The sequence below is a fragment of the Streptomyces sp. NPDC055966 genome, from assembly GCF_042269865.1.
Taxonomy (GTDB): domain Bacteria; phylum Actinomycetota; class Actinomycetes; order Streptomycetales; family Streptomycetaceae; genus Streptomyces.
Genome location: NZ_JBHJYK010000014.1, coordinates 237026 through 261589, shown reverse-complemented (window position 1 = coordinate 261589; position 24564 = coordinate 237026). Strand labels below are relative to the sequence as shown.

Annotated in this window: 26 protein-coding genes; 11 read left to right on the top strand and 15 right to left on the bottom strand. The window is 73.5% G+C overall.

Going from position 1 to position 24564, the window contains the following annotated elements; translation table 11 throughout:
* Window positions 1-45: 45 nt before the first annotated feature.
* Complete coding sequence (locus ACFC8N_RS28685; protein ID WP_362818868.1) at window positions 46-264, top strand: hypothetical protein; 219 nt, start codon at window positions 46-48, stop codon at window positions 262-264.
* Here the strand turns inward: ACFC8N_RS28685 and moaA are convergent, their stop codons facing one another.
* From moaA to ACFC8N_RS28670, 3 genes are all read right to left on the bottom strand, one after another.
* Window positions 265-1254: a GTP 3',8-cyclase MoaA gene (gene moaA / locus ACFC8N_RS28680; RefSeq protein ID WP_362819174.1), complete on the bottom strand. Its 990-nt coding sequence runs from the start codon at window positions 1252-1254 to the stop codon at window positions 265-267.
* Window positions 1255-1425: 171 nt separating this feature from the next.
* A complete protein-coding gene (locus ACFC8N_RS28675; protein ID WP_362818870.1) occupies window positions 1426-3051 on the bottom strand; it encodes a cation acetate symporter in 1626 nt (541 codons plus the stop codon).
* Window positions 3048-3404, bottom strand: coding sequence for a DUF485 domain-containing protein (locus tag ACFC8N_RS28670; RefSeq protein ID WP_376290961.1), 357 nt, complete (start codon window positions 3402-3404; stop codon window positions 3048-3050). Before ACFC8N_RS28670 ends, ACFC8N_RS28675 begins: the two co-directional genes overlap by 4 nt.
* Window positions 3405-3667: 263 nt before the next feature.
* Between ACFC8N_RS28670 and ACFC8N_RS28665 the strand changes: the two genes are divergently transcribed.
* The 3 genes from ACFC8N_RS28665 (at window position 3668) to ACFC8N_RS28655 (ending at window position 7798) form a co-directional block, all read left to right on the top strand.
* Window positions 3668-5197 carry a S8 family serine peptidase gene (locus ACFC8N_RS28665; protein WP_376290958.1) on the top strand — a complete coding sequence of 510 codons (1530 nt, stop codon included), beginning with the start codon at window positions 3668-3670 and terminating at the stop codon, window positions 5195-5197.
* Between the two features lie 77 nt (window positions 5198-5274).
* A complete protein-coding gene (locus ACFC8N_RS28660; RefSeq protein WP_376290956.1) occupies window positions 5275-6687 on the top strand; it encodes a CoA transferase in 1413 nt (470 codons plus the stop codon).
* A 100-nt stretch (window positions 6688-6787) separates the two neighbouring features.
* Window positions 6788-7798, top strand: coding sequence for a CopD family protein (locus tag ACFC8N_RS28655; protein ID WP_376290954.1), 1011 nt, complete (start codon window positions 6788-6790; stop codon window positions 7796-7798).
* A gap of 51 nt (window positions 7799-7849) precedes the next feature.
* On the opposite strand, the gene ACFC8N_RS28650 is transcribed toward ACFC8N_RS28655, so the two are convergent.
* Both ACFC8N_RS28650 and ACFC8N_RS28645 read right to left on the bottom strand, forming a co-directional pair.
* On the bottom strand, window positions 7850-8896 hold the full coding sequence (locus ACFC8N_RS28650; protein ID WP_356031054.1) for a zinc-dependent alcohol dehydrogenase family protein: 1047 nt from the start codon (window positions 8894-8896) through the stop codon (window positions 7850-7852).
* Between the two features lie 200 nt (window positions 8897-9096).
* Complete coding sequence (locus ACFC8N_RS28645; protein ID WP_356031052.1) at window positions 9097-9807, bottom strand: VIT family protein; 711 nt, start codon at window positions 9805-9807, stop codon at window positions 9097-9099.
* Window positions 9808-9997: 190 nt separating this feature from the next.
* Between ACFC8N_RS28645 and ACFC8N_RS28640 the strand changes: the two genes are divergently transcribed.
* From ACFC8N_RS28640 to ACFC8N_RS28620, 5 genes are all read left to right on the top strand, one after another.
* The gene (locus ACFC8N_RS28640; protein ID WP_356031051.1) at window positions 9998-10981 is read left to right on the top strand and encodes a DEDDh family exonuclease; all 984 of its coding nucleotides are present in this window, start codon (window positions 9998-10000) and stop codon (window positions 10979-10981) included.
* Window positions 10982-11095: 114 nt separating this feature from the next.
* Complete coding sequence (locus ACFC8N_RS28635; RefSeq protein WP_356031049.1) at window positions 11096-11329, top strand: hypothetical protein; 234 nt, start codon at window positions 11096-11098, stop codon at window positions 11327-11329.
* Window positions 11330-11376: 47 nt separating this feature from the next.
* On the top strand, window positions 11377-12171 hold the full coding sequence (locus ACFC8N_RS28630) for an SURF1 family protein (RefSeq protein ID WP_376290951.1): 795 nt from the start codon (window positions 11377-11379) through the stop codon (window positions 12169-12171).
* 78 nt (window positions 12172-12249) lie between these two features.
* On the top strand, window positions 12250-14034 hold the full coding sequence (locus tag ACFC8N_RS28625) for a glycoside hydrolase family 15 protein (protein WP_356031047.1): 1785 nt from the start codon (window positions 12250-12252) through the stop codon (window positions 14032-14034).
* A gap of 5 nt (window positions 14035-14039) precedes the next feature.
* Complete coding sequence (locus ACFC8N_RS28620) at window positions 14040-14795, top strand: SDR family oxidoreductase (protein ID WP_376290948.1); 756 nt, start codon at window positions 14040-14042, stop codon at window positions 14793-14795.
* A gap of 6 nt (window positions 14796-14801) precedes the next feature.
* Here ACFC8N_RS28620 and amaP read toward each other — a convergent pair whose 3' ends face one another.
* The 5 genes from amaP to ACFC8N_RS28595 are packed head-to-tail and all read right to left on the bottom strand — an operon-like array spanning window position 14802 to window position 17105.
* A complete protein-coding gene (gene amaP / locus ACFC8N_RS28615; protein WP_376290946.1) occupies window positions 14802-15383 on the bottom strand; it encodes an alkaline shock response membrane anchor protein AmaP in 582 nt (193 codons plus the stop codon).
* 5 nt (window positions 15384-15388) lie between these two features.
* Complete coding sequence (locus ACFC8N_RS28610; RefSeq protein WP_376290944.1) at window positions 15389-16000, bottom strand: DUF6286 domain-containing protein; 612 nt, start codon at window positions 15998-16000, stop codon at window positions 15389-15391.
* On the bottom strand, window positions 16000-16371 hold the full coding sequence (locus ACFC8N_RS28605) for a hypothetical protein (protein ID WP_356031040.1): 372 nt from the start codon (window positions 16369-16371) through the stop codon (window positions 16000-16002). The genes ACFC8N_RS28610 and ACFC8N_RS28605 overlap by 1 nt, the downstream gene beginning before the upstream one ends.
* A gap of 6 nt (window positions 16372-16377) precedes the next feature.
* Window positions 16378-16572 (bottom strand): hypothetical protein, encoded by a 195-nt coding sequence (locus tag ACFC8N_RS28600; RefSeq protein WP_356031039.1) that lies wholly within the window; start codon window positions 16570-16572, stop codon window positions 16378-16380.
* 50 nt (window positions 16573-16622) lie between these two features.
* Window positions 16623-17105, bottom strand: coding sequence for an Asp23/Gls24 family envelope stress response protein (locus ACFC8N_RS28595; RefSeq protein ID WP_356031038.1), 483 nt, complete (start codon window positions 17103-17105; stop codon window positions 16623-16625).
* Window positions 17106-17192: 87 nt separating this feature from the next.
* Between ACFC8N_RS28595 and ACFC8N_RS28590 the strand changes: the two genes are divergently transcribed.
* The gene (locus ACFC8N_RS28590; RefSeq protein ID WP_376290941.1) at window positions 17193-17909 is read left to right on the top strand and encodes a nucleopolyhedrovirus P10 family protein; all 717 of its coding nucleotides are present in this window, start codon (window positions 17193-17195) and stop codon (window positions 17907-17909) included.
* A 54-nt stretch (window positions 17910-17963) separates the two neighbouring features.
* Here the strand turns inward: ACFC8N_RS28590 and ACFC8N_RS28585 are convergent, their stop codons facing one another.
* The 3 genes from ACFC8N_RS28585 to ACFC8N_RS28575 form a co-directional block, all read right to left on the bottom strand.
* The gene (locus ACFC8N_RS28585) at window positions 17964-18767 is read right to left on the bottom strand and encodes an enoyl-CoA hydratase/isomerase family protein (protein WP_376290938.1); all 804 of its coding nucleotides are present in this window, start codon (window positions 18765-18767) and stop codon (window positions 17964-17966) included.
* A 134-nt stretch (window positions 18768-18901) separates the two neighbouring features.
* Window positions 18902-19123 carry a helix-turn-helix domain-containing protein gene (locus ACFC8N_RS28580; protein WP_004002281.1) on the bottom strand — a complete coding sequence of 74 codons (222 nt, stop codon included), beginning with the start codon at window positions 19121-19123 and terminating at the stop codon, window positions 18902-18904.
* A 323-nt stretch (window positions 19124-19446) separates the two neighbouring features.
* Window positions 19447-21045, bottom strand: a complete 1599-nt coding sequence (locus ACFC8N_RS28575; protein WP_376290936.1) for an ABC-F family ATP-binding cassette domain-containing protein — start codon at window positions 21043-21045, stop codon at window positions 19447-19449.
* A 217-nt stretch (window positions 21046-21262) separates the two neighbouring features.
* Between ACFC8N_RS28575 and ACFC8N_RS28570 the strand changes: the two genes are divergently transcribed.
* On the top strand, window positions 21263-21676 hold the full coding sequence (locus tag ACFC8N_RS28570; protein ID WP_356031033.1) for a VOC family protein: 414 nt from the start codon (window positions 21263-21265) through the stop codon (window positions 21674-21676).
* A gap of 32 nt (window positions 21677-21708) precedes the next feature.
* Here ACFC8N_RS28570 and ACFC8N_RS28565 read toward each other — a convergent pair whose 3' ends face one another.
* Window positions 21709-23130 carry a hypothetical protein gene (locus tag ACFC8N_RS28565; RefSeq protein WP_356031031.1) on the bottom strand — a complete coding sequence of 474 codons (1422 nt, stop codon included), beginning with the start codon at window positions 23128-23130 and terminating at the stop codon, window positions 21709-21711.
* A 181-nt stretch (window positions 23131-23311) separates the two neighbouring features.
* A complete protein-coding gene (locus tag ACFC8N_RS28560) occupies window positions 23312-24439 on the bottom strand; it encodes an alpha/beta fold hydrolase (protein WP_356031030.1) in 1128 nt (375 codons plus the stop codon).
* Window positions 24440-24564 lie beyond the last annotated feature (125 nt).

Genomic DNA, 24564 nt, shown 5'->3' with positions numbered 1-24564 from the left:
GCCCGGCGTCGCCTTGTTCCGGCCCCTTTTCTGTGAGACGAACCCGTGACTGAAGAGATCCCGATCTGCTCCGCCAAGGGCTGCCGTGCCGCCGCCGTGTGGGTACTGGCGTGGAACAACCCGAAGATCCACACGCCGGAGCGGCGCAAGACATGGCTCGCGTGCGAGGAGCACCGCGAGCATCTTTCGCAGTTTCTCGGGATGCGGGGTTTCCTGAAGGACGTCGTGACGTTCGACGAGTGGGAAGCGCCCGAAGGGAGCTAGCTAGCCGCCGATCGCCGACATCGGTCGGTCCGGCTGTACGAACGACGGGTCGTCCAGGCCCGCCCCCGCCTTCTTCCCCCACATCGCCAGCTTCCAGATGCGGGCGATCTCCTCGTCGGACGCGTCGCCGCGCAGGGCGGCGCGCAGGTCGGTCTCCTCGGTGGCGAACAGGCAGGTGCGTATCTGGCCGTCGGCCGTGAGGCGGGTGCGGTCGCAGGCCGCGCAGAACGGGCGGGTGACCGAGGCGATGACGCCGACGCGGTGCGGGCCGCCGTCGACCAGCCAGCGCTCGGCCGGGGCCGAGCCGCGCTCCTCCGCGCCCTCTGGGGTGAGGTCGAAGCGGGTGCGCAGGGAGGCGAGGATGTCCCCGGCGGTGACCATGCCCTCGCGCTTCCAGCCGTGCTGGGCGTCGAGGGGCATCTGCTCGATGAAGCGCTGCTCGTAGCCGTGCTCGATCGCCCAGGCCAGCAGGTCGGGGGCCTCGTCCTCGTTCAGGCCGGGCATCAGGACAGAGTTGATCTTCACGGGGGTGAGGCCGGCCGCGTGGGCGGCTTCCAGGCCCTCGATGACGTCCTTGTGCCGGTCACGGCGGGTCAGGGTCTTGAAGACGTCGGGGCGCAGGGTGTCCAGGGAGACGTTGACCCGGTCCAGGCCGGCCGCCTTCAGGGCCGCCGCGGTGCGCTTGAGGCCGATGCCGTTGGTCGTCAGTGACGTCCGGGGGCGGGGGGCGAGGGCCGTGACGCGCTCGACGATGCCGACCAGGCCCGGGCGCAGCAGGGGCTCGCCGCCGGTGAAGCGGACCTCCTCGATGCCGAGCAGCCGTACGGCGATGTCGACGAGGCGGACGATCTCGTCGTCCGTGAGCAGGTCGGGCTTGGCCAGCCACTGCAGGCCCTCCTCGGGCATGCAGTAGGTGCAGCGCAGGTTGCATCGGTCGGTCAGCGAGACCCTCAGGTCGGTGGCCACCCGGCCGTAGGTGTCGATGAGCACGTGGGCCCCCTCCCTCTCGGTCACTCAATTGTCCGTCGCGGATGAGTCGTCCGTCGCTGGCGAGCCTACGTGACGCCACTGACAACGACAGCGGCCCGATCCCACGAGCTACGACGAGGCCGCGTCGTAGGACCGTACAGTCCGGTACGGCGCGGCCGTCGTAGGAAGGTGTCAGTGCGCTCCGGTGCCGGTCAGCGAGCGCACCTCCAGTTCGGCGTACTTGCCGGCGTCCGGGGTCTCCTTCGACAGCAGGGTGCCGAGGGCGCCGAGCAGGAAGCCGACGGGGATGGAGATGATGCCGGGGTTCTCCAGCGGGAACCAGTGGAAGTCGACCTCGGGGAACATCGAGGCCGGGCTGCCGGAGACCACCGGCGAGAAGAGCACGAGGCCGACCGCGGTGACCAGGCCGCCGTAGATCGACCACAGGGCGCCTGCGGTGGTGAACCGCTTCCAGAACAGGCTGTAGAGGATGGTCGGCAGGTTTGCCGAGGCGGCGACGGCGAAGGCGAGCGCGACGAGGCCGGCCACGTTCAGGTCGCGGGCGAGGGCGCCGAGGACGATGGAGACCGCGCCGATGCCGACGGTCGCCCAGCGGGCCGCGCCGAGCTCCTGCTTCTCGGTGGCCTGTCCCTTCTTGATGACGTTGGCGTAGATGTCGTGCGCGAACGACGAGGACGAGGCCAGGGTCAGGCCCGCGACGACCGCGAGGATCGTGGCGAAGGCGACCGCGGAGATGGTGGCGAGCATGACGGCGCCCCAGGTGGAGTCGACGCCGCCGAGGTGCAGGGCGAGGAGGGGGGCCGCGGTGTTGCCCGCCTTGTTGGAGGCGATGATCTCGGCCGGTTTGATGAGGGCCGCCGCGCCGAAGCCGAGCGCGAGGGTCATCAGGTAGAAGGCGCCGATCAGGCCGATGGCCCAGATGACCGACTTACGGGCGGCCTTGGCGGTGGGGACGGTGTAGAAGCGGATCAGGATGTGCGGCAGACCCGCGGTGCCGAGGACCAGGGCGAGGCCGAGCGAGAGGAAGTCCAGCTTGGTGGTGCCGGTGGCGCCGTACTTCAGGCCGGGCTCCAGGAACGCCGTGCCCTTGCCGCTGTTGTCGGCCGCCTTGCCGAGCAGATCGGAGACGTTGAAGTGGAACTTCAGCAGGACCAGGAAGGTCAGCAGCAGGGCGCCGAGGATCAGCAGGACGGCCTTGACCATCTGGACCCAGGTGGTGCCCTTCATGCCGCCGACGGTGACGTAGACGATCATCAGGACGCCGACCAGGGCGACGATGCCGATCTTGCCGCCGTCGCTGGTGATGCCCAGCAGGAGCGAGACGAGGACACCCGCGCCGGCCATCTGGGCGAGCAGGTAGAAGATCGAGACGACGATGGTGGACGTGCCCGCCGCCGTGCGGACGGGACGCTGGCGCATGCGGTACGCGAGGACGTCGCCCATGGTGTAGCGGCCGGAGTTGCGCAGTGGCTCGGCGACCAGGAGCAGGGCGACCAGCCAGGCGACGAGGAAGCCGATGGAGTACAGGAAGCCGTCGTAGCCGAAGAGGGCGATGGCGCCCGCGATGCCGAGGAAGGACGCGGCGGACATGTAGTCGCCGGAGACGGCGAGGCCGTTCTGGAAGCCGGTGAACTGCCGTCCGCCGGCGTAGAAGTCGGCGGCGTCCTTGGTCTGGCGGCCGGCCCAGACGGTGATGACGAGGGTCACGGCGACGAACACCGCGAACAGGGTGACGATCAGCGTCCGGTGCTGGCTCGCCTCGCCGGCGGCGAGCAGGGTGTGCTGTGCGGGGCTCATGCGCCGCCCTCCATCCGGGACTTGATGGCCTCCGCCTTGGGGTCGAGCTGCGCGGACGCGCGCCGTGCGTACCACCAGGCGATGAGGAACGTGGTGACGAACTGGGCGAGGCCGAGGACGAGGGCGACGTTGATGTTGCCGGCCACCTTGGTGCCCATGAATCCGTCCGCGTAGTTGGAGAGCAGCACGTAGAGCAGGTACCAGGCGATGAAGGCGACGGTCAGGGGAAAGGCGAAGGAGCGGTGGGCGCGGCGCAGTTCACCGAACTCCGCGCTCTGCTGCACCTCTGCGAACTCCTCGGTGGAGGGAAGGGATGTCCCCGACGGTGCGGGGGGCGGTGTCTCGGTGGCCACGGAGTCTCCTCGCGTTCGCGGTTGCCATGACGACGGGGGGCTTGATGGTGCTCGTGCTCCCTGCCCAAGGTCCACGGCGCCACGCCAGGACCGGTTCAAGTCTTATGAGTTGATCCGCAAGCGGTCTTGTCGAGTCATTGCCAAGTCATTGATGATCAGCAACCGACGGGATAGCTTCACCATGCACAACCGACCCGTCATGTACCTGCCCGAGCGCCATCCGTGTCTCGGGCGGTTCCGTATCCGGATGATGTGGAGACCCCGTGCCTCATTCGCACTCCAGACGCAGGCTCGCGCTCGCCGTGCCCGTCGTGCTGTCCCTGACCGCCTCGCTCGGCCTCCTCCCGGCGGCGGCCTCGGCGGCGCCCGCCACGACACCGGCGGCGCGGGCGGCGGAGAACGGCCCGAACCTCTCGTACGTGGTCAACACCCGGACCGACCGCCGCACGATCGAGTCGGTACGCCGGGAGATCACGCGCAACGGCGGTTCCCTCGTGGCCGGTTACGACGGGATCGGGGTGTTCGTCGTCCACTCCTCGGACCCCGAGTTCGGCGCGCGGATGCGTGCGGTACGCGGGGTGGACTCGGCCGGTGCCACGCGCAACGCGCCGCTGCCCGCCCAGTCCACCGCGGACATGGGCACGCCGAAGGCGCTCAGCGCCCAGGAGATCGCCGCGGCCGGCGCGAAGGCGACGGGGGGCCAGGATCCACTGGAGCCGTTGCAGTGGGACCTGCCGGCCATCAAGGCGGACAAGGCGCACGAGAAGACCCTGGGCAGCCCGGACGTCACGGTCGCCGTCATCGACACCGGCGTGGACGACACCCACCCGGACATCGCGCCCAACTTCGACCGCGCGGACTCGGTCAACTGCGTGTCCGGCAAGCCCGACACGACGGACGGCGCCTGGCGGCCGAGCGCGTCGGAGAGCCCGCACGGCACCCATGTGGCAGGCGAGATCGCGGCCGCGAAGAACGGTGTCGGCATCACGGGCGTCGCGCCGGGCGTCAAGGTGGCCGGCATCAAGGTGGCCGATCCGAAGGGCTACTTCTACACCGAGGCCGTGGTCTGCGGCTTCATGTGGGCGGCCGAGCACCACGTCGACGTGACCAACAACAGCTACTACACCGACCCGTGGTACTTCAACTGCACCGGCGACCCGGACCAGAGGGCGCTGGTCGACGCCGTCACCCGGGCCTCGCGGTACGCGGAGAAGAAGGGCACGGTCAACGTCGCGGCGGCGGGCAACGAGAGCTACGACCTCGCGTCCGACTCGATCACCGACAAGGCCTCCCCGAACGACGGCACCCCGTCGGACCGCGTGATCGATCCGCACAGGTGCTACGACATACCGACCCAGCTGCCGGGTGTCGTGACGGTCGCGGCGACCGGCGCGAAGGGCCTGAAGTCGTCGTTCTCCAACTACGGCCTCGGCGTGATCGACATCGCCGCGCCGGGCGGCGACTCGACGGCCTACCAGAAGCCGGAACCCCCGGCGACGAGCGGCCTCATCCTCGGCCCGCTGCCCGGCGGCAGGTGGGGGTACATGGCGGGCACCTCGATGGCGACCCCGCATGTCGCGGGTGTCGCCGCATTGATCAAGTCAACCCATCCGCACGCTCCGGCGAGCCTGGTGAAGGCACTGCTCTACGCGGAGGCCGACGCCGTGCCGTGCACGGACCCGTACGACATCAATGGTGACGGGAAGGTCGACGCGGTGTGCGAGGGGACGAAGAACCACAACGGCTTCTACGGCCGGGGCACGGCGGACGCACTGGCCGCGGTGACCTGGTGACCCATTGACCGCGGGGCCGGACGGGAAGCAGAGTTGATCGGATCAATATTGATTCATCAATAATGCATAGTGTAGTCATGACAGATACCGCGTCAGACATCGCGTCCGGCATCTCGGCGGACATCGCGTCCGCGTGGACCGCACTGGGCGGCGATCCCGCCCTCCTCGCCCGGGTGACGACGGTCGAGCGCCCGGACGCCCTCCCGGCGCGCCTGCCCGTACGGCAGCTGGCCCGCGCGTGTGCCGGTGCCTGCGCACTGGCCGCCGCGGAACTGGCGGCCCGCCGGGCCGGGCTCGCCGAGGTGCCCGGCGCCCGGGTCGACGACGGCGCCGTCGCGACCGCCTTCCACAGCGAGCGGCACCTGCGGGTCGACGGCCGGGCCCCGGTCGCCTTCGCGCCGCTGTCGCGGTTCTGGCGGACGGCCGACGGCTGGGTGCGCACCCACGCCAACTACCCGCACCACCGGGCCCGGTTGCTCGGTGCGCTGGGCCTGCCCGAGGACGCCCCGGCGGACCGGGCGGCCGCCCGGCTCGCCGAGCGGCCGGCCCTGGAGGTCGAGGAGGCGGTCCTCGGCGCCGGCGGTCTCGCCGTGGCCCTGCGCACCCGGCAGGAGTGGGCGGCCACCGAGCAGGCCGCCGAGGTGGCCGCGCGCCCGCTGGTCGAGCGGGCACGCCTGGACTGTGCACCCGCGCGCGTGCTCGCGCCGCTCGACCCCGCCACCGCTCCGCTGCTGCCCGCCGCGGGGCTGCGCGTGCTGGACCTGACCCGGGTCCTCGCCGGTCCCGTCGCCACCCGCACCCTCGCCCTGCTGGGCGCGGACGTCCTGCGGGTGGACGCCCCCTGGCTGCCCGAACTGCCCGACCAGCACGCCGACACGGGGTTCGGCAAGCGGTCCGCCGCCCTCGACCTGCGCACGGACCGGGACACCTTCGAGGAGCTGCTGGCGTCGGCGGACGTCGTCGTCACCGGCTACCGGCCCGGCTCCCTCGACGCGTTCGGGCTCTCGCCGCAGGCCCTGGCCGAGCGCCGGCCCGGGCTGGTGGTGGCGCAGGTCTCGGCGTGGGGGGCGTACGGGCCGTGGGGCGGGCGGCGCGGCTTCGACAGCCTGGTCCAGGTCGCGACCGGCATCGCCGTGACCGAGGGCTCGGCCGAGGAGCCCGGTGCGCTGCCCGCGCAGGCCCTGGACCACGGCACCGGTTATCTGCTGGCGGCGGCCGTGCTGCGGGCGCTGACCGAGCAGTCGTACGACGGCGGCGGCCGGTCGGTGCGGCTGGCGCTGGCCCGCACGGCGCACTGGCTGACGGACGGGATCCGGCCGACCGCGGCCACGGGCGCGCCGTACCCGGGCCCGGACGCCTGGCTGGCCGAGGCGGACGGCCCGCTCGGTCGGCTGCGCCACGCCCTGCCACCGGTGGCCTTCGCGGACGGCCCCGGGGACTGGGCGGCGTCCCCGGTGCCCTGGGGGTCGTCCCCGGCCCGCTGGCGGTGAGCGCACGGGCGGCCGGAAACGTACGTATGGGTGGAATGCCGTAGCCCCAGTTGTTTTCCGGGACTTGCCCGGTTCTGCGGCGACTGGCGAAGATCCCGGGGTGAGCGCGACACGACCGGCCGCCGAGGCCGCCGGCGAGGGCGGCCCCGACCGGCGGTCCGGCGCCGGCCGGGCCGTCGCCCTCCTCGTCCTGACGGCGCTGGGCGCCCTGATCCCGCTGCTCGGGCCGGCGGCAGCGCTGCACGGCACCGGGGAGGCCGCCGCGCCGGGCGTGGGCGGCATCGGACTGCTGCGCGCGGTGCTGTTCGCCGCGCTGAGCGTGCCGCTGGGCGAGCTGTTCGTGCGGGGGCTCGCCGGGCGCGTACCCGGCGCGCCGGCCGGGCGGCCGCGCAGCTGGGCGCCGCCGGCCGCCGGGGCCGGTTTCGTCGCCGCGCTGGCGCTCGCCTCGGTGGTGTCGGCCGGCGATCTGATCCCGCACGGCCTGGGCCAGATCGACGTGGGCGGGCTGTACTGCTCCCGCGACGGCAAGCTGGCCCTGCTGGAGGTCAACGGCTTTCTGCTGGCGGGGTTCTGCGCACTCTCGCGGCGTCCGGCGGCGCAGGCGTGGCCGCTGGCCGCGGTGGTGGTCGCCGAGGCGCTGCGCGCGCACCCGGCCACCGAGCACGGCCCGCTCACCGGTGCGGCGCTGACCCTGGTGCACCTGACCTGCGCGGCGCTGTGGACCGGCGGTCTGCCGTACGCCCTGCGCACGCTCGGGCAGTGGCGCGGCGACCCGGCGGGGGCAGCGCTGCTCGGCCGCTACGCGCGTGTGGCGCTCGTGCTGCTCGCGGTCATCACCGCGACGGGCGTGTGCAGTTCGCTGCGGCGGATGCCGGCGGCCACGATCCTGGACCAGCTGACGACGACGGCGTACGGGCGCACCCTGCTGGCCAAGGTCGTCCTGGTCGCCGTCGTCGCCGTGCTCGCCCTGTGGGCGCGGATCCGGCTGCGCCGCGCGCCGGACCCGCTGGCCGCGTCGGCGCCCGCGCGGGGCGAGGTGATCGCCCTGGGCTTGGTGGTCGCGGTCTCGGGCCTGCTCACGGCGCTGCCGCTGCCGATCCGCTGGACGTGATGACTGCCCGGATCAACTTTTGATCGTGACGTTGATTCAGTCGTCGTTGATTCAGTCGTTGGTGACGAGCACCTTGAGGGCGGTGCGCTCGTCCATCGCCTTGTAGCCGTCCGGCACGCCCTCGATGCCGACGGTCAGGTCGAACACCGGCGAGGGGTCGATCGTGCCGTCGAGGACGTCGGGGAGCAGGTCGGGGATGTAGGCCCGGACCGGGGCGACACCGCCGCGCAGGGCGATGTTCCGGTCGAACATGACGCCGAGGTCCAGACCGGTGCCGCTGCCGTGCGGCACGCCGACGAAACCGATGGCGCCGCCGTCGCGGGTGATGTTGACGGCCGTACGCATGGACTGTTCCGTGCCGACGGCCTCGACCACGGCGTGCGCGCCCTGCCCGCGGGTGAGTTCGCGGACGGCCTCCACGGCGGCGTCCCCGCGCTCGGCGACGACGTCGGTGGCGCCGAAGCGGCGCGCGATGTCGGTACGGACCTCGTGCCGGCCGAGGGCGATGATCCGTTCGGCACCGAGCCGCTTGGCGGCGAGCACGGCGCACAGGCCGACCGCGCCGTCCCCGACGACCGCGACCGTGGCGCCGGGCCGGGCGCCCGCGCCGAGGGCGGCGTGGTGGCCGGTGCCGAGGACGTCGGAGAGGGTCAGCAGGGCGGACAGCAGGTGGTCGTCGGAGGCCGCGTCCTTGGGCAGCCGGACCAGGGTGCCGTCGGCGAAGGGCACGCGCACGGCCTCGCCCTGGCCGCCGTCGTAGCCGACGGAGCCCCAGAAGCCGCCGTGCTCGCAGGACGTCGTCAGACCCTCGCGGCAGTAGTCGCAGACGCCGTCGGACCACATGAAGGGCGCGACGACCAGGTCACCGCGCCGGACGGTGCCCACCTCGGAGCCGGTCTCCTCGACCACGCCGAGGAACTCGTGCCCGATGCGCTGGCCCGGCTGCCGGGCCGCCTCGCCGCGGTAGGCCCACAGGTCGCTGCCGCAGATGCAGGCGCGCAGCACTCGGACGACGGCGTCGGTGGGCAGCTGCACCACGGGCTCGGGGACGTCCTCCACGCGCATGTCGTACGGGGCGTGGATGGTGGTGGCGCGCATGGCGAGGGTCCTTCTCGTGCGGGGTCGTGCGGCGCCCGCGGGGGTGTGCGGGCGCACCTCACGGTACGCCGTGGTCACCACCGGCGGCGCGCCCAGGGTGCCCCCGACCGGCACCCCGCAGCCCGTACGGCCCGCCCGGCACGCCCCGGCCACCCGTACGGCCCGCCGGCGACGCCCGTACGGCCCTCGTGGCCCGCCCGTCAGACACCGGCCGCGCCCAGCAGGCTGCCGGCCGCGTAGGTGACGCCCATCGCCAGGGCTCCGCCCACCACGTTGCGCAGCACCGCCCGCCCGGGGCGGGCCGCGCCGAGGCGGGCGCTGGTCCAGCCGGTGAGGACGAGGGCGGCCAGGACGGAGACGACGGTGACCGGGAGCCGCCGGCCGGCCGGGGGCAGCACGATGGCGAGCAGCGGCAGCAGCGCGCCCACCGTGAAGGCGGAGAAGCTCGCCCACGCCGCGTGCCAGGGGTTGGTCAGCTCGTCCGGGTTGATGCCCAGCTCCACGCGCGCGTGCGCCCGCAGCGCGTCCCGCGCGGTGAGCTGCTGCGCGGCCTCCCGGGCCACGTCACGGGTCAGCCCGCGCTCCTCCAACAGGCCGGTCAGCTCGCGCAGTTCGGCCTCCGGCTGGTCCCGCAGTTCGCGCTTCTCCACAGCCAGCGCGGCCACCTCGGAGTCCCGCTGGGTGGAGACGGAGACGTACTCGCCGGCCGCCATGGACATCGATCCGGCGAGCAGCCCGGCGAGTCCGGCGGTGAGCAGGGCGGACCGGCTCTGGGTCGCGCCGGCCACGCCGACGACGATGCCCGCGGTGGAGACGATGCCGTCGTTCGCGCCGAGCACGGCGGCCCGCAGCCAGTTCAGCCTCGCCCCGAGCGCGCCCCCGTGTGCCTCGTCGTGCGTTGGTTCCGTCACAGCAGGGAGGATCGCACTCCCGGAGCCGCTCGCGCCGCACCGACGCCCGCCGACACCACTGCCGGGGGCGGGGGTTGGCGGAACCGTGTTCGGGTGGCGCCTTGACGCACGCACGCGTGTGCGGCGAGGACGGCACCCACCGGGACCTGTGGGACCGCGGTGTCAGTCCCGGCCCGTATCCTCAATGACCATGCTCGAAGACCGTGCGACCGCAGTGTCCTCCCCCACCCAGTGGCCGGCCGCGTATCCGAAGGGATACGCGGTCGTTGACGTGGAGACCACCGGCCTGGCCCGGGACGACCGGATCATCTCGGCCGCCGTGTACCGGCTGGACGAGCGCGGCGAGGTCGAGGACCACTGGTACACGCTGGTCAACCCGGAGCGCGATCCGGGACCGGTGTGGATACACGGTCTGACGAGCGAGACGCTCGAAGGCGCGCCGCTCTTCGCGGACATCGCGGAGGAGTTCGCCGCCCGGCTGGACGGCAGGGTGCTCGTGGCGCACAACGCCGTCTTCGACTGGCAGATGATCGCGCGGGAGTACGCGCGCGCGAAGCGCGAGGCGCCGGTGCGTCAGCGGCTGTGCACCATCGCGCTGTCGAAGGAGCTGGGGCTGCCGCTGCCCAACTTCAAGCTGGAGTCGCTGGCGGCGCACTACGGCGTCGTGCAGCAGCGGGCGCACCACGCGCTGGACGACGCGCGTGTGCTGGCGGAGGCGTTCCGGCCGAGCCTCGCGGCCGCGGCGGCGGGCGAGGTACGGCTTCCGCTGCTGGAGTGCCGGCCGCTGACGGAGTGGTCGGACCGCCCGGTGCCCCGCCAGCCCTCCGGCGGCTACGGCGGTTACCGGCCGAGCAGTTGGCGCCCGTCCCGCAGGCGGCCCGCCTGCCCCTACCCCAACCCCGGCCGGTACGAAGACGGCAAACACCTCAAACAGGGCATGCGGGTGGCGTTCTCCGGGGACACCTCGACCGAGCGCGAGCTGCTGGAGGACCGGGCGACCGAGGCCGGGCTGCACGTGGCGTCCAGCATCTCGCGGCTGACCAGCCTGCTGGTGACCAACGATCCCGACTCGGGCACGTCGAAGGTGGTCAAGGCCCGCCAGTTCGGCACGCCGGTGGTGGACGAGGCCGCCTTCGGACAGCTGCTGCGCGACGTCGAGCCCGCCGACGAGTGACCGTACGGGCCGATCGGTGACCGGCGGACGGGTGACCGTACGAACGGGTGATTGACGGGAGACTCACCCGCCGGCCGCTCGCCCGGGCCCCGGCGACGGCTCACCCTGAGGCGCATGGCGAAATGTGAAGTTTGCGGCAATGACTACGGAATGACCTTCGAGGTCCACGCCCAGGGCGCGGTGCACGTCTTCGACTGCTTCTCCTGCGCGATCCAGCGCATGGCACCGCTCTGCGAGCGCTGCGAGGTCTCGATCATCGGCCAGGGCGTGGAGGCCGACGGCAACTTCTACTGCGGCGCCCACTGCGCCCGGGAAGCGGGGAAGGTGGGGATCGTCGACCGGGTGTGATCCGACCCGGCTGAAGGCACCCCACGGCGCGGGGGTACCGTCGTGGGGTGCGTCGCTACCGCTTCCTTTTGTCCGTCCAGTGGGTCATCCTCACGCTCGTCTCGATCGCCCTGATCCCGACGATGATCCGGCTCGGCTTCTGGCAGCAGCACCGGTACGAGCAGCGCACCGCGCGCAACGACCTGGTCTCCTCCGCGCTGCACGCCAAGCCGGTCCCGGTCGAGCGGCTCTCCGCCCCGGGGCACGCCGTGACCCGCGCCGAGAGGTACCGCACGGTCACCGCGACGGGCACCTTCGACACCGCCCGCGAGGAAGTGGTCCGGCGCCGGACCAACTCCGACGACGAGGTCGGCTTCCATGTGCTCACCCCGTTCGTCCTGGCCGACGGCAAGGTACTGCTCGTCAACCGCGGCTGGATCCCCGCGAACGGCGTCCAGACCGCCTTCCCGAAGATCCCCGCCCCGCCGGCCGGGAAGACCACGATCACCGGGCGGCTGATGGCCGACGAGACCACCGCGGCGAGCGGCATCAAGAACATCCAGGGCCTGCCCGCCCGGCAGGTCATGCTGATCGACAGCACGCAGGAGGCGCACCGGCTCGGCGCCCAGGTGCTCGGCGGTTACGTCGAGCAGACCGGGCCCCAGACCGACTCCCCGGAGCAGATCTCCGACCCGGGCACCGAGGACGCCCCGCTGAACTACGCGTACATGATCCAGTGGTGGCTGTTCGCCGCGGCCGTCCCGTTCGGCTGGTGGTCCCTGGTCCGGCGCGAGCTCCGCGACCGGGCGGCGGCCGAGGCCGCGAAGGAGACGCCCGAGGAGACGGCGCCGGCCGCCGTGTGACCCCGGGCGTGCGGGGGCAGGTCACTCCCCCGGCGCACCCCCTGGTTGGCCCCCGTGCCCGCCGGGAACCCGCATCCCGTGAACGCGCGCATCGAGGACTACGCCCTCATCGGTGACGAGCAGACCGCGGCCCTGGTCGGCAGGGACGGTTCGATCGACTGGCTGTGCCTGCCCCGCTTCGACTCCGGGGCCTGCTTCGCGAAGCTGCTGGGCGACGAGGACCACGGGTACTGGCGGCTCGCGCCCAAGGGGGCCGGGGTCTGCACCCGGCGCGCCTACCGGCCCGACACCCTCGTCCTCGACACCGAGTGGGAGACCGCCGACGGCACCGTGCGGATCACCGACCTGATGCCGCAGCGCGACCGCGCCCCCGACGTCGTACGGATCGTGGAGGGCGTCAGCGGGCACGTCACCGTCCGCAGCACCCTCCGGCTGCGCTTCGACTACGGATCGATCGTGCCGTGGATGCGCCGCGCCGACGGCCACCGGGTCGCCGTCGCCGGACCGGACTCGGTGTGGCTGCGCACCGAGCCCGCCGTGGAGATGTGGGGCGAAGACCTCGGCACCCACTCCGAGTTCACCGTCGCCGAGGGCATGCGGGTCGCGTTCGTGCTGACCTGGCACCCCTCGCACGAGCCGCGTCCCCCGCTCGTCGACCCCTACAAGGCGCTGAGCGCCAGCGTCAGCGACTGGCGGCGCTGGGCCGCCCGCTGCCGCTACGGCGGGCCGTACCGGGACGCGGTCGTACGGTCCCTGATCACGCTCAAGGCGCTCACCTACGCCCCGACGGGCGGGATCGTCGCCGCGGCCACCACCTCGCTGCCCGAGGAGCTGGGCGGGGTGCGCAACTGGGACTACCGCTACTGCTGGCTGCGCGACTCCACCCTCACCCTCGGCGCCCTGCTCACCGCCGGCTACCACAAGGAGGCCGAGGCCTGGCGCGACTGGCTGCTGCGCGCGGTCGCGGGCGACCCGGCGGACCTCCAGATCATGTACGGCCTGGCCGGCGAGCGCCGGCTGCCGGAGTGGGAGCTGGCCTGGCTGCCCGGCTTCGCCGAGTCCGCGCCCGTGCGCGTCGGCAACGGCGCCGTCGACCAGCTCCAGCTGGACGTGTACGGCGAGGTCATGGACTCGCTGTACCTGGCCCGCACCACGGGGCTGTCCACCAAGCCGCACATGTGGGCGCTCCAGCGGGCGCTGATGACGTTCCTCCAGTCGGCGTGGCGCCAGCCCGACGAGGGCCTGTGGGAGGTGCGCGGCGGGCGGCGCCAGTTCGTGCACTCGAAGGTGCTGGTGTGGGTGGCCGCCGACCGCGCCGTACGGACCCTGGAGGAGCACCCGGAGCTGACGGGCGACGCGGACGGCTGGCGGGCGATGCGCGACGAGGTGCACCGGGAGGTGTGCGAGCAGGGCTACGACTCCCGGCGCGGGACCTTCACCCAGTACTACGGCTCGCGCGAACTGGACGCCGCCCTGCTGCTGATCCCCCGGGTCGGCTTCCTGCCGCCCGACGATCCGCGCGTGATCGGCACGGTCGACGCGATCCGCGCGGACCTCGGCCACGGCGGCTTCGTGCGCCGCTACGACACGGACGCCGTCGGCGTCGACGGCATGCCGGGCGGCGAAGGCGCCTTCCTCGCCTGCTCGTTCTGGCTCGCGGACGCCCTGCACATGACGGGCCGGAGGGACGAGGCCCGGGAACTCTTCGCGCGGCTGGTCGCGTTGGTCAACGACGTGGGGCTGCTGGCGGAGGAGTACGACCCGGCGCTGGGCGGCCAGGTGGGCAACTTCCCGCAGGCCTTCAGCCACATCGCCCTGGTGAACACCGCCCTCACGCTGTTCGGCGACGAACAGGCAGGATAGAGCGCATGGATCTTGGACTGAAGGACCGGGTGTACATCGTCACCGGGGCGACGCGCGGGCTGGGCAACGCCGCCGCGCGGGAACTCGTCGCCGACGGCGCGAAGGTCGTGATCAGCGGCCGGGACGACAAGCGGGTCGCCGACGCCGCCGCCGAACTGGGCCCGAACGCGCTGGGCGTGGCCGTGGACAACTCCGACGAGCGGGCTCCCGAGCGGCTGATCGCGGCCGCCCGTGAGCACTTCGGGGGCTTCCACGGCGTGCTGGTGAGCGTGGGCGGTCCGCCGCCCGGGTTCGTCGCGGACAACACCGACGAGCAGTGGCGCGGCGCGTTCGAGTCGGTGTTCCTCGGCGCGGTACGGCTCGCGCGCGCGGCGGCGGCCGAGCTGGAGCCCGGCGGGGTCATCGGCTTCGTGCTGTCCGCGTCGGTGTACGAGCCGATCCCCGCGCTGACCATCTCCAACGGGCTGCGGCCCGGTCTCGCCGGGTTCGCCAAGTCCCTCGCGGACGAGCTCGGACCGCGCGGGATCCGGGTGCTCGGTCTGCTGCCGTCGCGCATCGACACGGACCGCGTGCGCGAACTGGACGGGCTCTCCGCCGACCCCGAGGCCACCCGGGCCGCCAACGAGTCCCGGATCCCGCTGCGGCGGTACGGGACGCCGGAGGAGTTCGGGAAGGCCGCGGCGTTCCTGCTGTCGCCGGCGGCCTCCTATCTGACGGGGATCATGCTGCCGGTGGACGGCGGCATGCGGCACGGGTTCTGACCGTCGTCACGTGACCCTCTCGGCAGGGTGTTTGACCGCCCGCAGGCGTACCTCCGCCGGGAGGGACGCCAGCCGGGCCGAGTCGCGGGCGTGCGCCAGTGCCCCGGCCGTGAAGGCGGCCAGGGCCGCCGACGGGTCCGTGTGCGGCTCCAGTTGGAGCCAGATCCGTGCCGTGGGTGCCGTACGGCGGCCGCGCAGGACGGCCTCGGCGTGGGCCACGCCGTCCTGCCGGACGGCCTCCTGGGCGAGCGCCGCCTCCAGGGCCCTGCCCCGCAGGAGCGCGTACGCGCCGTCGCCGGTGTCGACGACGATCTCGGCCGGCCGACGGCGGCGCAGGACCGTGGTCAGCCACCACAGGGCGAGCAGCACCAGGACGGCCAGGCCGGCGAGGACGGCCGGCCACCACCAGTCGGTGTGCCGCCAGCGGATGCGCCCGGCCCGGCTCAGCAGGACGTCGTGCGGGCCGGTGTACGGCCACCAGGAGGGCACCGGCGCGCCCAGGCCGACGGCCAGCACCGAGCCGCCGAGCACGAGCAGGAGCAGGCCGACGAGGCCCAGCACGACACGGTTGAGGCGGCCCGCGCGCATCGCCGTCACCCCTTCCCTCCGGGCCGTGCCACCCGCAGCGTCAGCGTGGGCGGCCGGTCCAGGCCGAGGCCCCCGATCGCCTCGCCGAGCGTGAGGGCGAGGTCGGCACGGACGTCGGCCAGGTCGCGGAAGTGCGAGACGGCGCGGACGTCGGCCTTGCTCCGGCGCATCCGCACCCGTACCGAGCGGACCCCGGACACGTCCAGGGCCCGGTCGCGCAGCAGCAGCGCCGCGGCCTCGCGCCGGAGCGCGGCGCGGACATCGGGGTGCGGACGCCGCATCGGCAGCAGGCCGCGCCGGCCGGGCGTGACCGCGAGGACGATCAGCCACAGGCCGAGGGCTGCGGCGACGCCCGCGCCCACCAGCACCCAGGTGTCGTCCAGGTGCCGTTCGGCCAGCTGCCGGGCCAGGGCGCGGCGCCAGCGCATCGCCGGGCGGTGGGCGCGGACGGCGGCGACGTCGTAGAGCAGCAGGCCGGAGCCGGCCACGAGCAGGACGGCGACGACGGCGGCCGGGACGCGGCGCGGCGCCCAGAAGCGCCGGCTGCCCCGGGGTGCGGGCAGGGCGGCGGGCGGGGGTTTGTCGAGGGTCGGGGTGCTCGTCGGTGGCTCGCTCATCAGGCCCTCCCGTGGACCGCGCCGGGTGCCGGTGCCGGATGCAGCCGCTCGATCCGGACGACGACCTCGGTCACCTCCATCTCCACCAACGCGCTTACCCGCTGGGCGACATGGCGACGCACGGCCGCGCTGTGGGCGCCGATGTCGCAGGGGTAGGCGAGTTCGAGGTGCACCTGGATGCGGGCCGTGTCGCCGTGGCAGACGACGGTGGCGTGCGGGGCGGCGGCGTCGGCGGGCGGGGGTGGCAGTGCCTCGCGGGCGGCCTGCGCGGCGATCTTCGCCACGACCCGGTCGGCGATCCGCAGGGCGCCGCGCTCACCCGGCGGTGCGAGGGCCGGGCGCGGGCGCACCACGCCGGTCTCGGCGCTCACCGCCCGTCACCGCCGCCGGTCGCGCCGGTCGTCGCGGGTGCGGAAGAAGTCGCCCAGCTCCAGGTCGCCCTCCGCGAACCGGCCGGCGACGAACCCGATCGCACCCAACGCCGCCACCAGCAAAAAGGCCCCGAACCCGCCGAAGTACCCGGCGAATCCCAGCGCCATTCCGGCGATCATGCCGACCAGGGCCATGCTCATGCAGCGCTCCTCAGCTCGTCAGCGTGCGGGTCCGGGGCCGTGCGGTCGGATCACTGGATCCGGGGCTCGGGCTCCTCGTCCTCTTCCTCGGGCAGCTTGACGTCGCTGACGGCGATGTTGACCTCGACGACCTCAAGTCCCGTCATGCGCTCCACGGCGGCGATCACGTTCTCGCGCACGGCCCGGGCGACGTCGGCGATCGAGACGCCGTAGTCCACGACGATCTCCAGGTCGAGCGCGGTCTGCACCTCGCCGACCTCGGCCTTGACGCCGCGCGTCACCGACCTGGAGCCGCCCGGCACCCGGTCGCGCACGGCGCCGAAGGTGCGGGCCAGGCCGCTGCCCATGGTGTGCACGCCGACCACGTCCCGGGCCGCGAGCCCGGCGATCTTCTCCACGACGCCGTCGGCGATGGTCGTCCGGCCGCGACCGGCCGGGTCGCCGCCGCCGCGCCGGGTGGCCTTGCGGGCCGACAGCCGCTCCCACTGTTCGCCCTCGTGATCGCCCTCGGGGGCCGTCGTCATGTCGGTCATCGCCGTACGTCCCTTTCGGTCGTCGTCTCCGGACCACCGTACGCATGGTTCCCCGCCCGCACACCGGGGATACGGCAGGCTGGTGGAATGACGGCGGACCGGTGGACACAGACCGCGCGGCAGCTTGTGGGGCTGGGCAGGCTGCTGCCGCTCGGCGGGGTGCGCGACGGCGCGTGGATCGCGGAGGGGGCGGCCGCGGCCGTGCTGGAGCGTGCGGCGGCGGACGGGGTGCCCGGGGTGCGGCTGGGCGCGCTGCGCATCGGGCTCGCCGATCCGCAGGAGGCGCACGACCCCGTCGTACCGCCCCCGCCGGGTGCGCTGCCGCCGGGCCCGCTGCGGGTGGCGGCGGATTTCGCGGCGACGGCCGCCGAACCGCTGCCGGTGGTGGCGTCCCGGCTGCGGCAGGCCCTGGCCACGGCCGCGACGGACGGACTCGGCCTGCTGGTGCGGGAGGTGGACCTGCGGGTGACCGATCTGCTGGAGGTGGCGGAGCCGCCCCGGGAGGTACGTCCGCCCCGGCCGACGGCGGCCGCGGAGCCCACGGACCCGGACGAGGCCCGGGCGGCCGCGGCCGTGCTGTCGGTCCCGGGGGTGACGGGGCTGACCGCCTCCCTCGGGCGCGGGATCCGCCTGGAGGAGCGCGCGACCGGTACGACGGCCCTGCCGCGCCTCCACGCGCGCGTGGAGGTGGCGACCGGCGCGGATCACCGGGCCGTCGACGTGGCCCGGCGGGTCCGCACGGCCGTACGGGAGGCGCTGGAGGACAGGCCGACGGTGACGGTGTCGATCACGGCGGTCGGCTGACCGGCGCACGCGACCCGCCGTCCTCGCGTCCCCGGGCCGGGTGCCCTTCGCCTGCTATTCGCCGAGGCCGGCCAGGTCCCGGAGCCGGCGTGCCTGAGCGGCCCGCTCGGCGGCCCGCTGCTCGTCGTAGGTACGGTCTGCGGCACCGCGCAGCAACGCCTTGGTCTCCACGACCGCGTCCCGCGGTGCGGCCAGCAGCGCCGCGGCCAAGTCCCGTGCGGCCGCGTCCAGTTGGCCGGCGGGCACGGCGAGGTTGGCCAGCCCGGACGCCACCGACTCCTCGGCGCCGACGAACCGTCCGGTGGCGCAGATCTCCAGCGCGCGGGCGTACCCGACGAGACCGACCAGCGGGTGCGTGCCGGTCAGGTCGGGTACGAGGCCGAGGCTGGTCTCGCGCATGGCGAACTGCACGTCGTCCGCGACGACGCGCAGGTCGCACGCGAGCGCGAGTTGGAAGCCGGCCCCGATGGCATGCCCCTGGACGGCGGCGATGGACACGAGGTCGTTGCGCCGCCACCAGGTGAACGCCTCCTGGAACTCGGCGATGCTCGCGTCGAGCCCGGCGTCGTCACGACGCGCGAGATCGATGAAGGTCGGCTCGCCCGGGATCCCCTCCGGGGTGAACATCTGTCGGTCCAGCCCGGCGGAGAAGGACATGCCCTCGCCGCGCAGCACGACGACACGGACGGCGCCCGGCAGCAGCCGGCCGGCCTCGGTGAGCGCCCGCCACAGGGCGGGGCTCTGCGCGTTGCGCTTGGCCGGGTTGGCCAGCGTCACCGTGGCGAGCGCGTCGTCGACGGTGAGCCGTACGCCGTCCTTGTCGAGTACAGGAGCGAGGTCCTGGTCGGGCGAAGCCATGGGGCGCCTCCGATGGGTGCGGTCGGTCAGGCATGCCAGCCGTGCTGGGCACGCTTAAGTGACTGCACAGTAACCACCCGGCCGGTCAGACCGCCGACCGGGTGGCCACCATCGAAGCCGATGGCCGCCCGGAGTCAGGACGATGCGGCCTTCTTGCCCCGGGTCGCTCCGCCACGCCCACGAAGCGTGACGCCCGACTCGCTGAGCATCCGGTGTACGAAGCCATACGAGCGGCCGGTCTCCTCGGCCAGCGCCCGGATGCTCGCACCGGAGTCGTACTTCTTCTTCAGGTCTGCCGCGAGCTTGTCGCGCGCGGCGCCGGTCACCCGGCTGCCCTTCTTCAGAGTCTCGGCCACCCGTGCCTCCTCATGGGAAGTGCGCTCTGGTCTCCTCATGATCACCCCTCCTGGGCGCTATGGCCACCCATTCGGCAAGGTCGGTGGGACATCGTTGTGACGACAGGAGTGGATCCCCACAAGCGGAATTTGATGTTCCAGGAGGTGGCACCCGTGCGACCGAACGGGTGGATTCACGAAGTACCAGGTCAGCGACGCGAAACGGCCGACCCCTTGGCGATGAAGGGATCGGCCGGAAAATCCGTGTACGACACACCCCGATACGAGGAGATCTCACACAGATGATGGATCACCGATGAGCCGAATGATCCATCCGCAGTGGATCACGCGAGGGCGACGAGGTCCGCGTAGCCGGAGCCCCACAGGTCCTCGACGCCGTCCGGGAGCAGGATGATCCGCTCCGGCTGCAGCGCCTCGACGGCGCCCTCGTCGTGCGTGACGAGGACGACCGCGCCCTTGTAGGTGCGCAGCGCGCCGAGGATCTCCTCGCGGCTCGCGGGGTCGAGGTTGTTGGTCGGCTCGTCGAGCAGGAGCACGTTCGCCGAGGAGACCACCAGGGTCGCCAGCGCGAGCCGGGTCTTCTCGCCGCCGGACAGGACACCGGCGGGCTTGTCGACGTCGTCGCCGGAGAACAGGAACGAGCCGAGCACCTTGCGGACCTCGACCAGGTCCATGTCGGGGGCGGAGGAGCGCATGTTCTCCAGGACGGTGCGCTCGGGGTCCAGGGTCTCGTGCTCCTGCGCGTAGTAGCCCAGCTTGAGGCCGTGGCCGGGGACGACCTCGCCGGTGTCGGGCGTCTCGACCCCGCCGAGCAGGCGCAGCAGGGTCGTCTTGCCGGCGCCGTTGAGGCCGAGGATGACGACCCGGGAGCCCTTGTCGATGGCGAGGTCGACGTCGGTGAAGATCTCCAGCGAGCCGTACGACTTCGACAGGCCCTCGGCCATCAGCGGGGTCTTGCCGCAGGGCGCGGGCTCCGGGAAGCGGAGCTTGGCGACCTTGTCGGACTGGCGGACCGCCTCCAGGCCGGAGAGCAGCTTGTCGGCGCGGCGGGCCATGTTCTGCGCGGCGACCGTCTTGGTGGCCTTGGCGCGCATCTTGTCGGCCTGCGCGTTGAGCGCGGCGGCCTTCTTCTCGGCGTTGGCGCGCTCACGCTTGCGGCGCTTCTCGTCGGCCTCGCGCTGCTGCTGGTAGAGCTTCCAGCCCATGTTGTAGATGTCGATCTGGGCGCGGTTGGCGTCCAGGTAGAACACCTTGTTGACGACCGTCTCGACCAGGTCGACGTCGTGGCTGATCACGATGAAGCCGCCGCGGTAGGTCTTCAGGTAGTCGCGCAGCCAGATGATCGAGTCCGCGTCGAGGTGGTTGGTCGGCTCGTCGAGGAGCAGGGTGTCCGCGTCGGAGAACAGGATCCGGGCCAGCTCGATACGGCGGCGCTGACCGCCGGAGAGCGTGTGCAGGGGCTGGCCGAGGACGCGGTCGGGCAGGTTGAGCGCGGCGGCGATGGTGGCGGCCTCGGCCTCGGCGGCGTACCCGCCCTTGGTGAGGAACTCGGTCTCCTGGCGCTCGTACTGCTTGAGTGCCTTCTCGCGGGTGGCGCCCTGGCCGTTGGCGATGCGCTGTTCGTTCTCGCGCATCTTGCGGATCAGCACGTCGAGCCCGCGCGCGGACAGGATCCGGTCCCGGGCGAGGACGTCGAGGTCTCCGGTGCGGGGGTCCTGCGGGAGGTAGCCGACCTCGCCGGAGCGGGCGATCTGGCCGCCGGCCGGGATGCCCTCACCGGCGAGGCACTTGGTCAGGGTGGTCTTGCCGGCGCCGTTGCGGCCGACGAGGCCGATGCGGTCGCCCTTGGCGACACGGAAGGTGGCGTTCTCGATGAGGACGCGCGCACCGGCGCGCAGCTCGATACCGGAGGCGGAGATCACGGACAGACTCCAGGGCGTACAGGAAGGGGCGGGCGGACGGCTGAGGGCGTTCGCGCCGTCTAATGCGCGAGGAGAATGGCCATAGGACAAGTCTAACGGGACGGTGCAAGCGGTTTTTCTACGTCCGTGCGTTCGGGCAGCGCTGTCAGTGGTGGCTGCGAGACTGGGCGGGACGCCACGGAACCGGCGTACGAAGGCGTACGAAGGAGTGATCGGCATGGCGGGCATGGGCGGTGGACGGCCGAGCGTCTACCCCTCGCTGCTGTACGCGGACGCGAAGGCGGCGATCAGACAGCTGACGGAGGCCCTGGGCTTCACGGAGCTGTCGGTGTACGAGACGGAGGGCGGCACGGTGATGCACGCCGAGCTCGTCCAGGGCCACGGCGCGGTGATGATCGGCTCCAAGGGCCGGGGCGGCCGTTTCGACGCGGCGATGAAGGACGCCGGGCCCGCCGGCGTGTATGTCGTCGTGGACGACGTGGACGCCCACCACGAGCGGGCCCTGGAGCACGGCGTGGAGATCCTCGTGCCCCCGACGGACCAGGACTACGGCGCGCGGGACTACCTGGCCCGGGACCTTGAGGGCAACATCTGGAGCTTCGGGACGTACGCCCCCGAGATCGGCGTCTGAGCCGTCGGAGGCGGCCGGCGCCGCCGTGCCGCTCAGCCGCCGGTGTGCACCTGGAACGCGGCCCGGCGCACGGCCTTGGCCAGGGCCGGGTCGGGGTGGGCGGCGGCGAGCGCGACGAGGACCTGCACGGTGCGCGGGTGACCGACGGCGCGGACCTCGTCGAGCAGCTGGGGGACGGTGGGCTGCACCGCGGATTCCAGATGCCGGACCAGCATCGGCGCCTCCCCGTGGTCGGCGACGGCGGCGGCGGTGTCGACCCACAGCCAGGTCGCCTCCTCGCGGGTGAGGACCTCGTGGGCGTCCTCCGGGTCGGCGCCGTCGTGCTCGGCGAGCCACAGCAGGGCGTACGGCCGCAGGGCCGGCTCGTCCACGACCGCGTGCACGTCGGGCTCGGCGGGGCCGCCGACGACGCGCAGCGCCTCGAAGGCCAGGCCGCGCAGCAGGGCGTCCTCGCCGCGCGCGGCGTCGATCAGCTCGGTGACGGCGCCGCCGACGGTCCGGGCGGCGAGCCAGGCCCGGTACTCGGCGCGGGCCGCGTTCGGCCGGAGCTGGGCGCAGCCGCGCAGCATGTCCTCGGCGGACTGCTCGATGTTGCCGGCGGGGCTCTGCGCGGCCACGCAGATCTGCTCCAGCTTGACCCACACCGCCCAGCTGCCCAGCGGGGTGAGGGTGGCCTGGTCGTCGCCGTAGGTCAGGGCGCCGACGGCGCCGAGGGCCCGCAGTGCCCAGTCGAGGAGCGGGGGCAGCGGGGTGTCGGCGGCGGGCGCGGGGTCCGCGGGCTCGGCGACGGTTCCCGCGGGCCGCTCGGTGCCGGGCTCGTAGGAGATCTCGCAGCGCTCGGTGCGCAGTTCGGTGACCCGCTGCTGGAGCAGGTCGAGCAGCTGCGCGCGCGGGACGGGCCCGGCGGACAGCTGGAGGAAGGAGAGCACCTGGGGCATGGCCGAGACGACCTCGGCGACGGCGGCCGGCTCGTGCTCCTCCGGCTCCGGGGAGGCCAGCGACCAGGCGTCGAAGAGGGCGACCCAGCCGCGCAGCACGGCGCTGTCGTCGCGGTCCCAGGCGCGCAGCCGCCAGCCGGGCCGCGCGCTGTCGCCGTGCACCTCGACGAGTCCGGCGAGTCGGGCGGTGTCCCAGTCGGCGCGGACCTGAGCGGCGTTCAGGCCGAGGTCGGCGGCGGCGCGGTCGGCCGTCGGATCGGAGAGGGTGGCCTTGCCGTCGGCGGTGGCGCCGGGGCTGCCGGAGCCGAGGGCGGTGTCGGCCCAGCGGGCGACGCGGACCGCGCCCGCGAGGCCGGTGCGCGCCATTCTGGCCAGTTCGGCCGGGGCGGGGGTGCCCTCCGGCGGCCGGGGTGCGGGGCGCTGCGGGTGCCGCTGGTTCACGGCTCTGGGGGCGGCGGCCAGGGGTCGCGGTCGGACGAGTCGAAGCCTGGAGTCGCGCGGGATACGGGACGTCACGGGTGCAGTCTTCCGGTTGACGGTCCGAAAACCCAAACGGAATGTCACGGCGGGCGACGGGGCTGGCCAACGCACGGGGTCCGGCGCGGGGCGAGGAGGGGGGATCAGGCCAGTCGTACGGCCTTAAACGGAATGCCTGGCACCGGGGCTTTCGGTGCATGCCGGACAGCCGGGACCCCGGTCACACCAGTGGGGTCATGAACCGGCGCAGCCGTTCCTGGTACTCCCGCGGGCCGGCGTTCCACATCGCCGCGTGCGGGGCCCGGGCCACGGTGTGCAGGGCGACGAGATCGGGGCGGCGGGCGGCGAGGCGGCGGGAGTACTCCCAGGGGGCCACCTGGTCGTCGGGGCCGTGGAAGATCAGGGTCGGCACGGTGAGCAGGTCGGGGTCGGTGGGCTCGGCGGCCCGGTCGGCGTACAGGCCGGTGCGGCCCTGAGCGGCGCGCACGGCGAGCGGCAGCAGGGGCGGCGGGGTGTGCCGGGCCCGGGCGAGGGCGCGCAGCGTGGCCTCCCAGCTCAGCACCGGCGAGTCGAGGACCAGCCCGGCGATGCGCTCGCGCACCGGGGAGTGCTCGGCGGCGCGCAGGGCCATGGTGGCGCCGGTGGACCAGCCGAGCAGCACGACGCGGCGGGCGCCGTAGCGGACGGCGTAGCGGATCGCCGCGTCCACGTCGCGCCACTCGGTCTCGCCGAGGTGGTTCAGGCCGTCCGGCGGGCGCGGGGCGCCGAGGTCGCCGCGGTAGGCGAGGGCGAGGACGGGCACGCGGCGGGAGTGCAGGGGGCCCATGAGGTTCAGGGCCTGTTCCCGGGTGGTGCCGAGGCCGTGCACGGCGATCACCCAGGTGTCCCGGGCCGCGGGCACGAACCAGGCAGGGAGGTTGCCGAGTTCGCCGGGCACGTCGATGTCGGCGTGGTCGAGGCCGAGGGCGTCGCCCGGGTTGCCGACGTACAGGTTCGGGGTGAGCCACACCGCGTCGCCGGAGGCGAGGGTGCCGTGCGTGACGCGCTCCAGGCGGCGTACGACGGTGTCGGCGCTGTGCTCCGCCCCCGCCAGGACGGGGCCGACGACCGCGTGGGAGCCGTCGCCGGCGAGGCCGTAGGTGCCGGGGCGCAGGGAGGCGAGGGCGCGGGTCAGCGCGATCCGGCCGGCGGCCGTGCCGTGCACGGTCAGGCGGGGTTCGGTGGGCAGCGGCCGGCCCGCGGGCGCCTTCAGCGCGGCGTCGCTGGCGTACCGGCCGGCGGCGACGGACGCCGCGCCGGCCGCCAGGACCGCGGTGACTGCCGTGGCGGTCGCTCGGACGGGGCGCACCTGTCCAGTGTCGTAGGGGTCACGGCCACCGGCCAGTGGAGCGGCGGGGCGGATCGAGGTGAGCGGTGCCGGGAGGCGGCTGCGGAAGACCGGGCGGAATCGGGCGGGCGGGGCCGGGGGCGGCG

What these genes read in the sequence shown, in the direction of transcription:
- ACFC8N_RS28675 (WP_362818870.1), bottom strand. Translation starts at nt 3,051, where the DNA reads ATGAGCCCCGCACAGCACACCCTGCTCGCCGCCGGCGAGGCGAGCCAG.
- ACFC8N_RS28660 (WP_376290956.1), top strand. Translation starts at nt 5,275, where the DNA reads ATGACAGATACCGCGTCAGACATCGCGTCCGGCATCTCGGCGGACATC.
- ACFC8N_RS28650 (WP_356031054.1), bottom strand. Translation starts at nt 8,896, where the DNA reads ATGCGCGCCACCACCATCCACGCCCCGTACGACATGCGCGTGGAGGAC.
- ACFC8N_RS28640 (WP_356031051.1), top strand. Translation starts at nt 9,998, where the DNA reads ATGCTCGAAGACCGTGCGACCGCAGTGTCCTCCCCCACCCAGTGGCCG.
- ACFC8N_RS28635 (WP_356031049.1), top strand. Translation starts at nt 11,096, where the DNA reads ATGGCGAAATGTGAAGTTTGCGGCAATGACTACGGAATGACCTTCGAG.
- ACFC8N_RS28620 (WP_376290948.1), top strand. Translation starts at nt 14,040, where the DNA reads ATGGATCTTGGACTGAAGGACCGGGTGTACATCGTCACCGGGGCGACG.
- amaP (WP_376290946.1), bottom strand. Translation starts at nt 15,383, where the DNA reads ATGCGCGCGGGCCGCCTCAACCGTGTCGTGCTGGGCCTCGTCGGCCTG.
- ACFC8N_RS28610 (WP_376290944.1), bottom strand. Translation starts at nt 16,000, where the DNA reads ATGAGCGAGCCACCGACGAGCACCCCGACCCTCGACAAACCCCCGCCC.
- ACFC8N_RS28600 (WP_356031039.1), bottom strand. Translation starts at nt 16,572, where the DNA reads ATGAGCATGGCCCTGGTCGGCATGATCGCCGGAATGGCGCTGGGATTC.
- ACFC8N_RS28595 (WP_356031038.1), bottom strand. Translation starts at nt 17,105, where the DNA reads ATGACCGACATGACGACGGCCCCCGAGGGCGATCACGAGGGCGAACAG.
- ACFC8N_RS28590 (WP_376290941.1), top strand. Translation starts at nt 17,193, where the DNA reads ATGACGGCGGACCGGTGGACACAGACCGCGCGGCAGCTTGTGGGGCTG.
- ACFC8N_RS28585 (WP_376290938.1), bottom strand. Translation starts at nt 18,767, where the DNA reads ATGGCTTCGCCCGACCAGGACCTCGCTCCTGTACTCGACAAGGACGGC.
- ACFC8N_RS28570 (WP_356031033.1), top strand. Translation starts at nt 21,263, where the DNA reads ATGGCGGGCATGGGCGGTGGACGGCCGAGCGTCTACCCCTCGCTGCTG.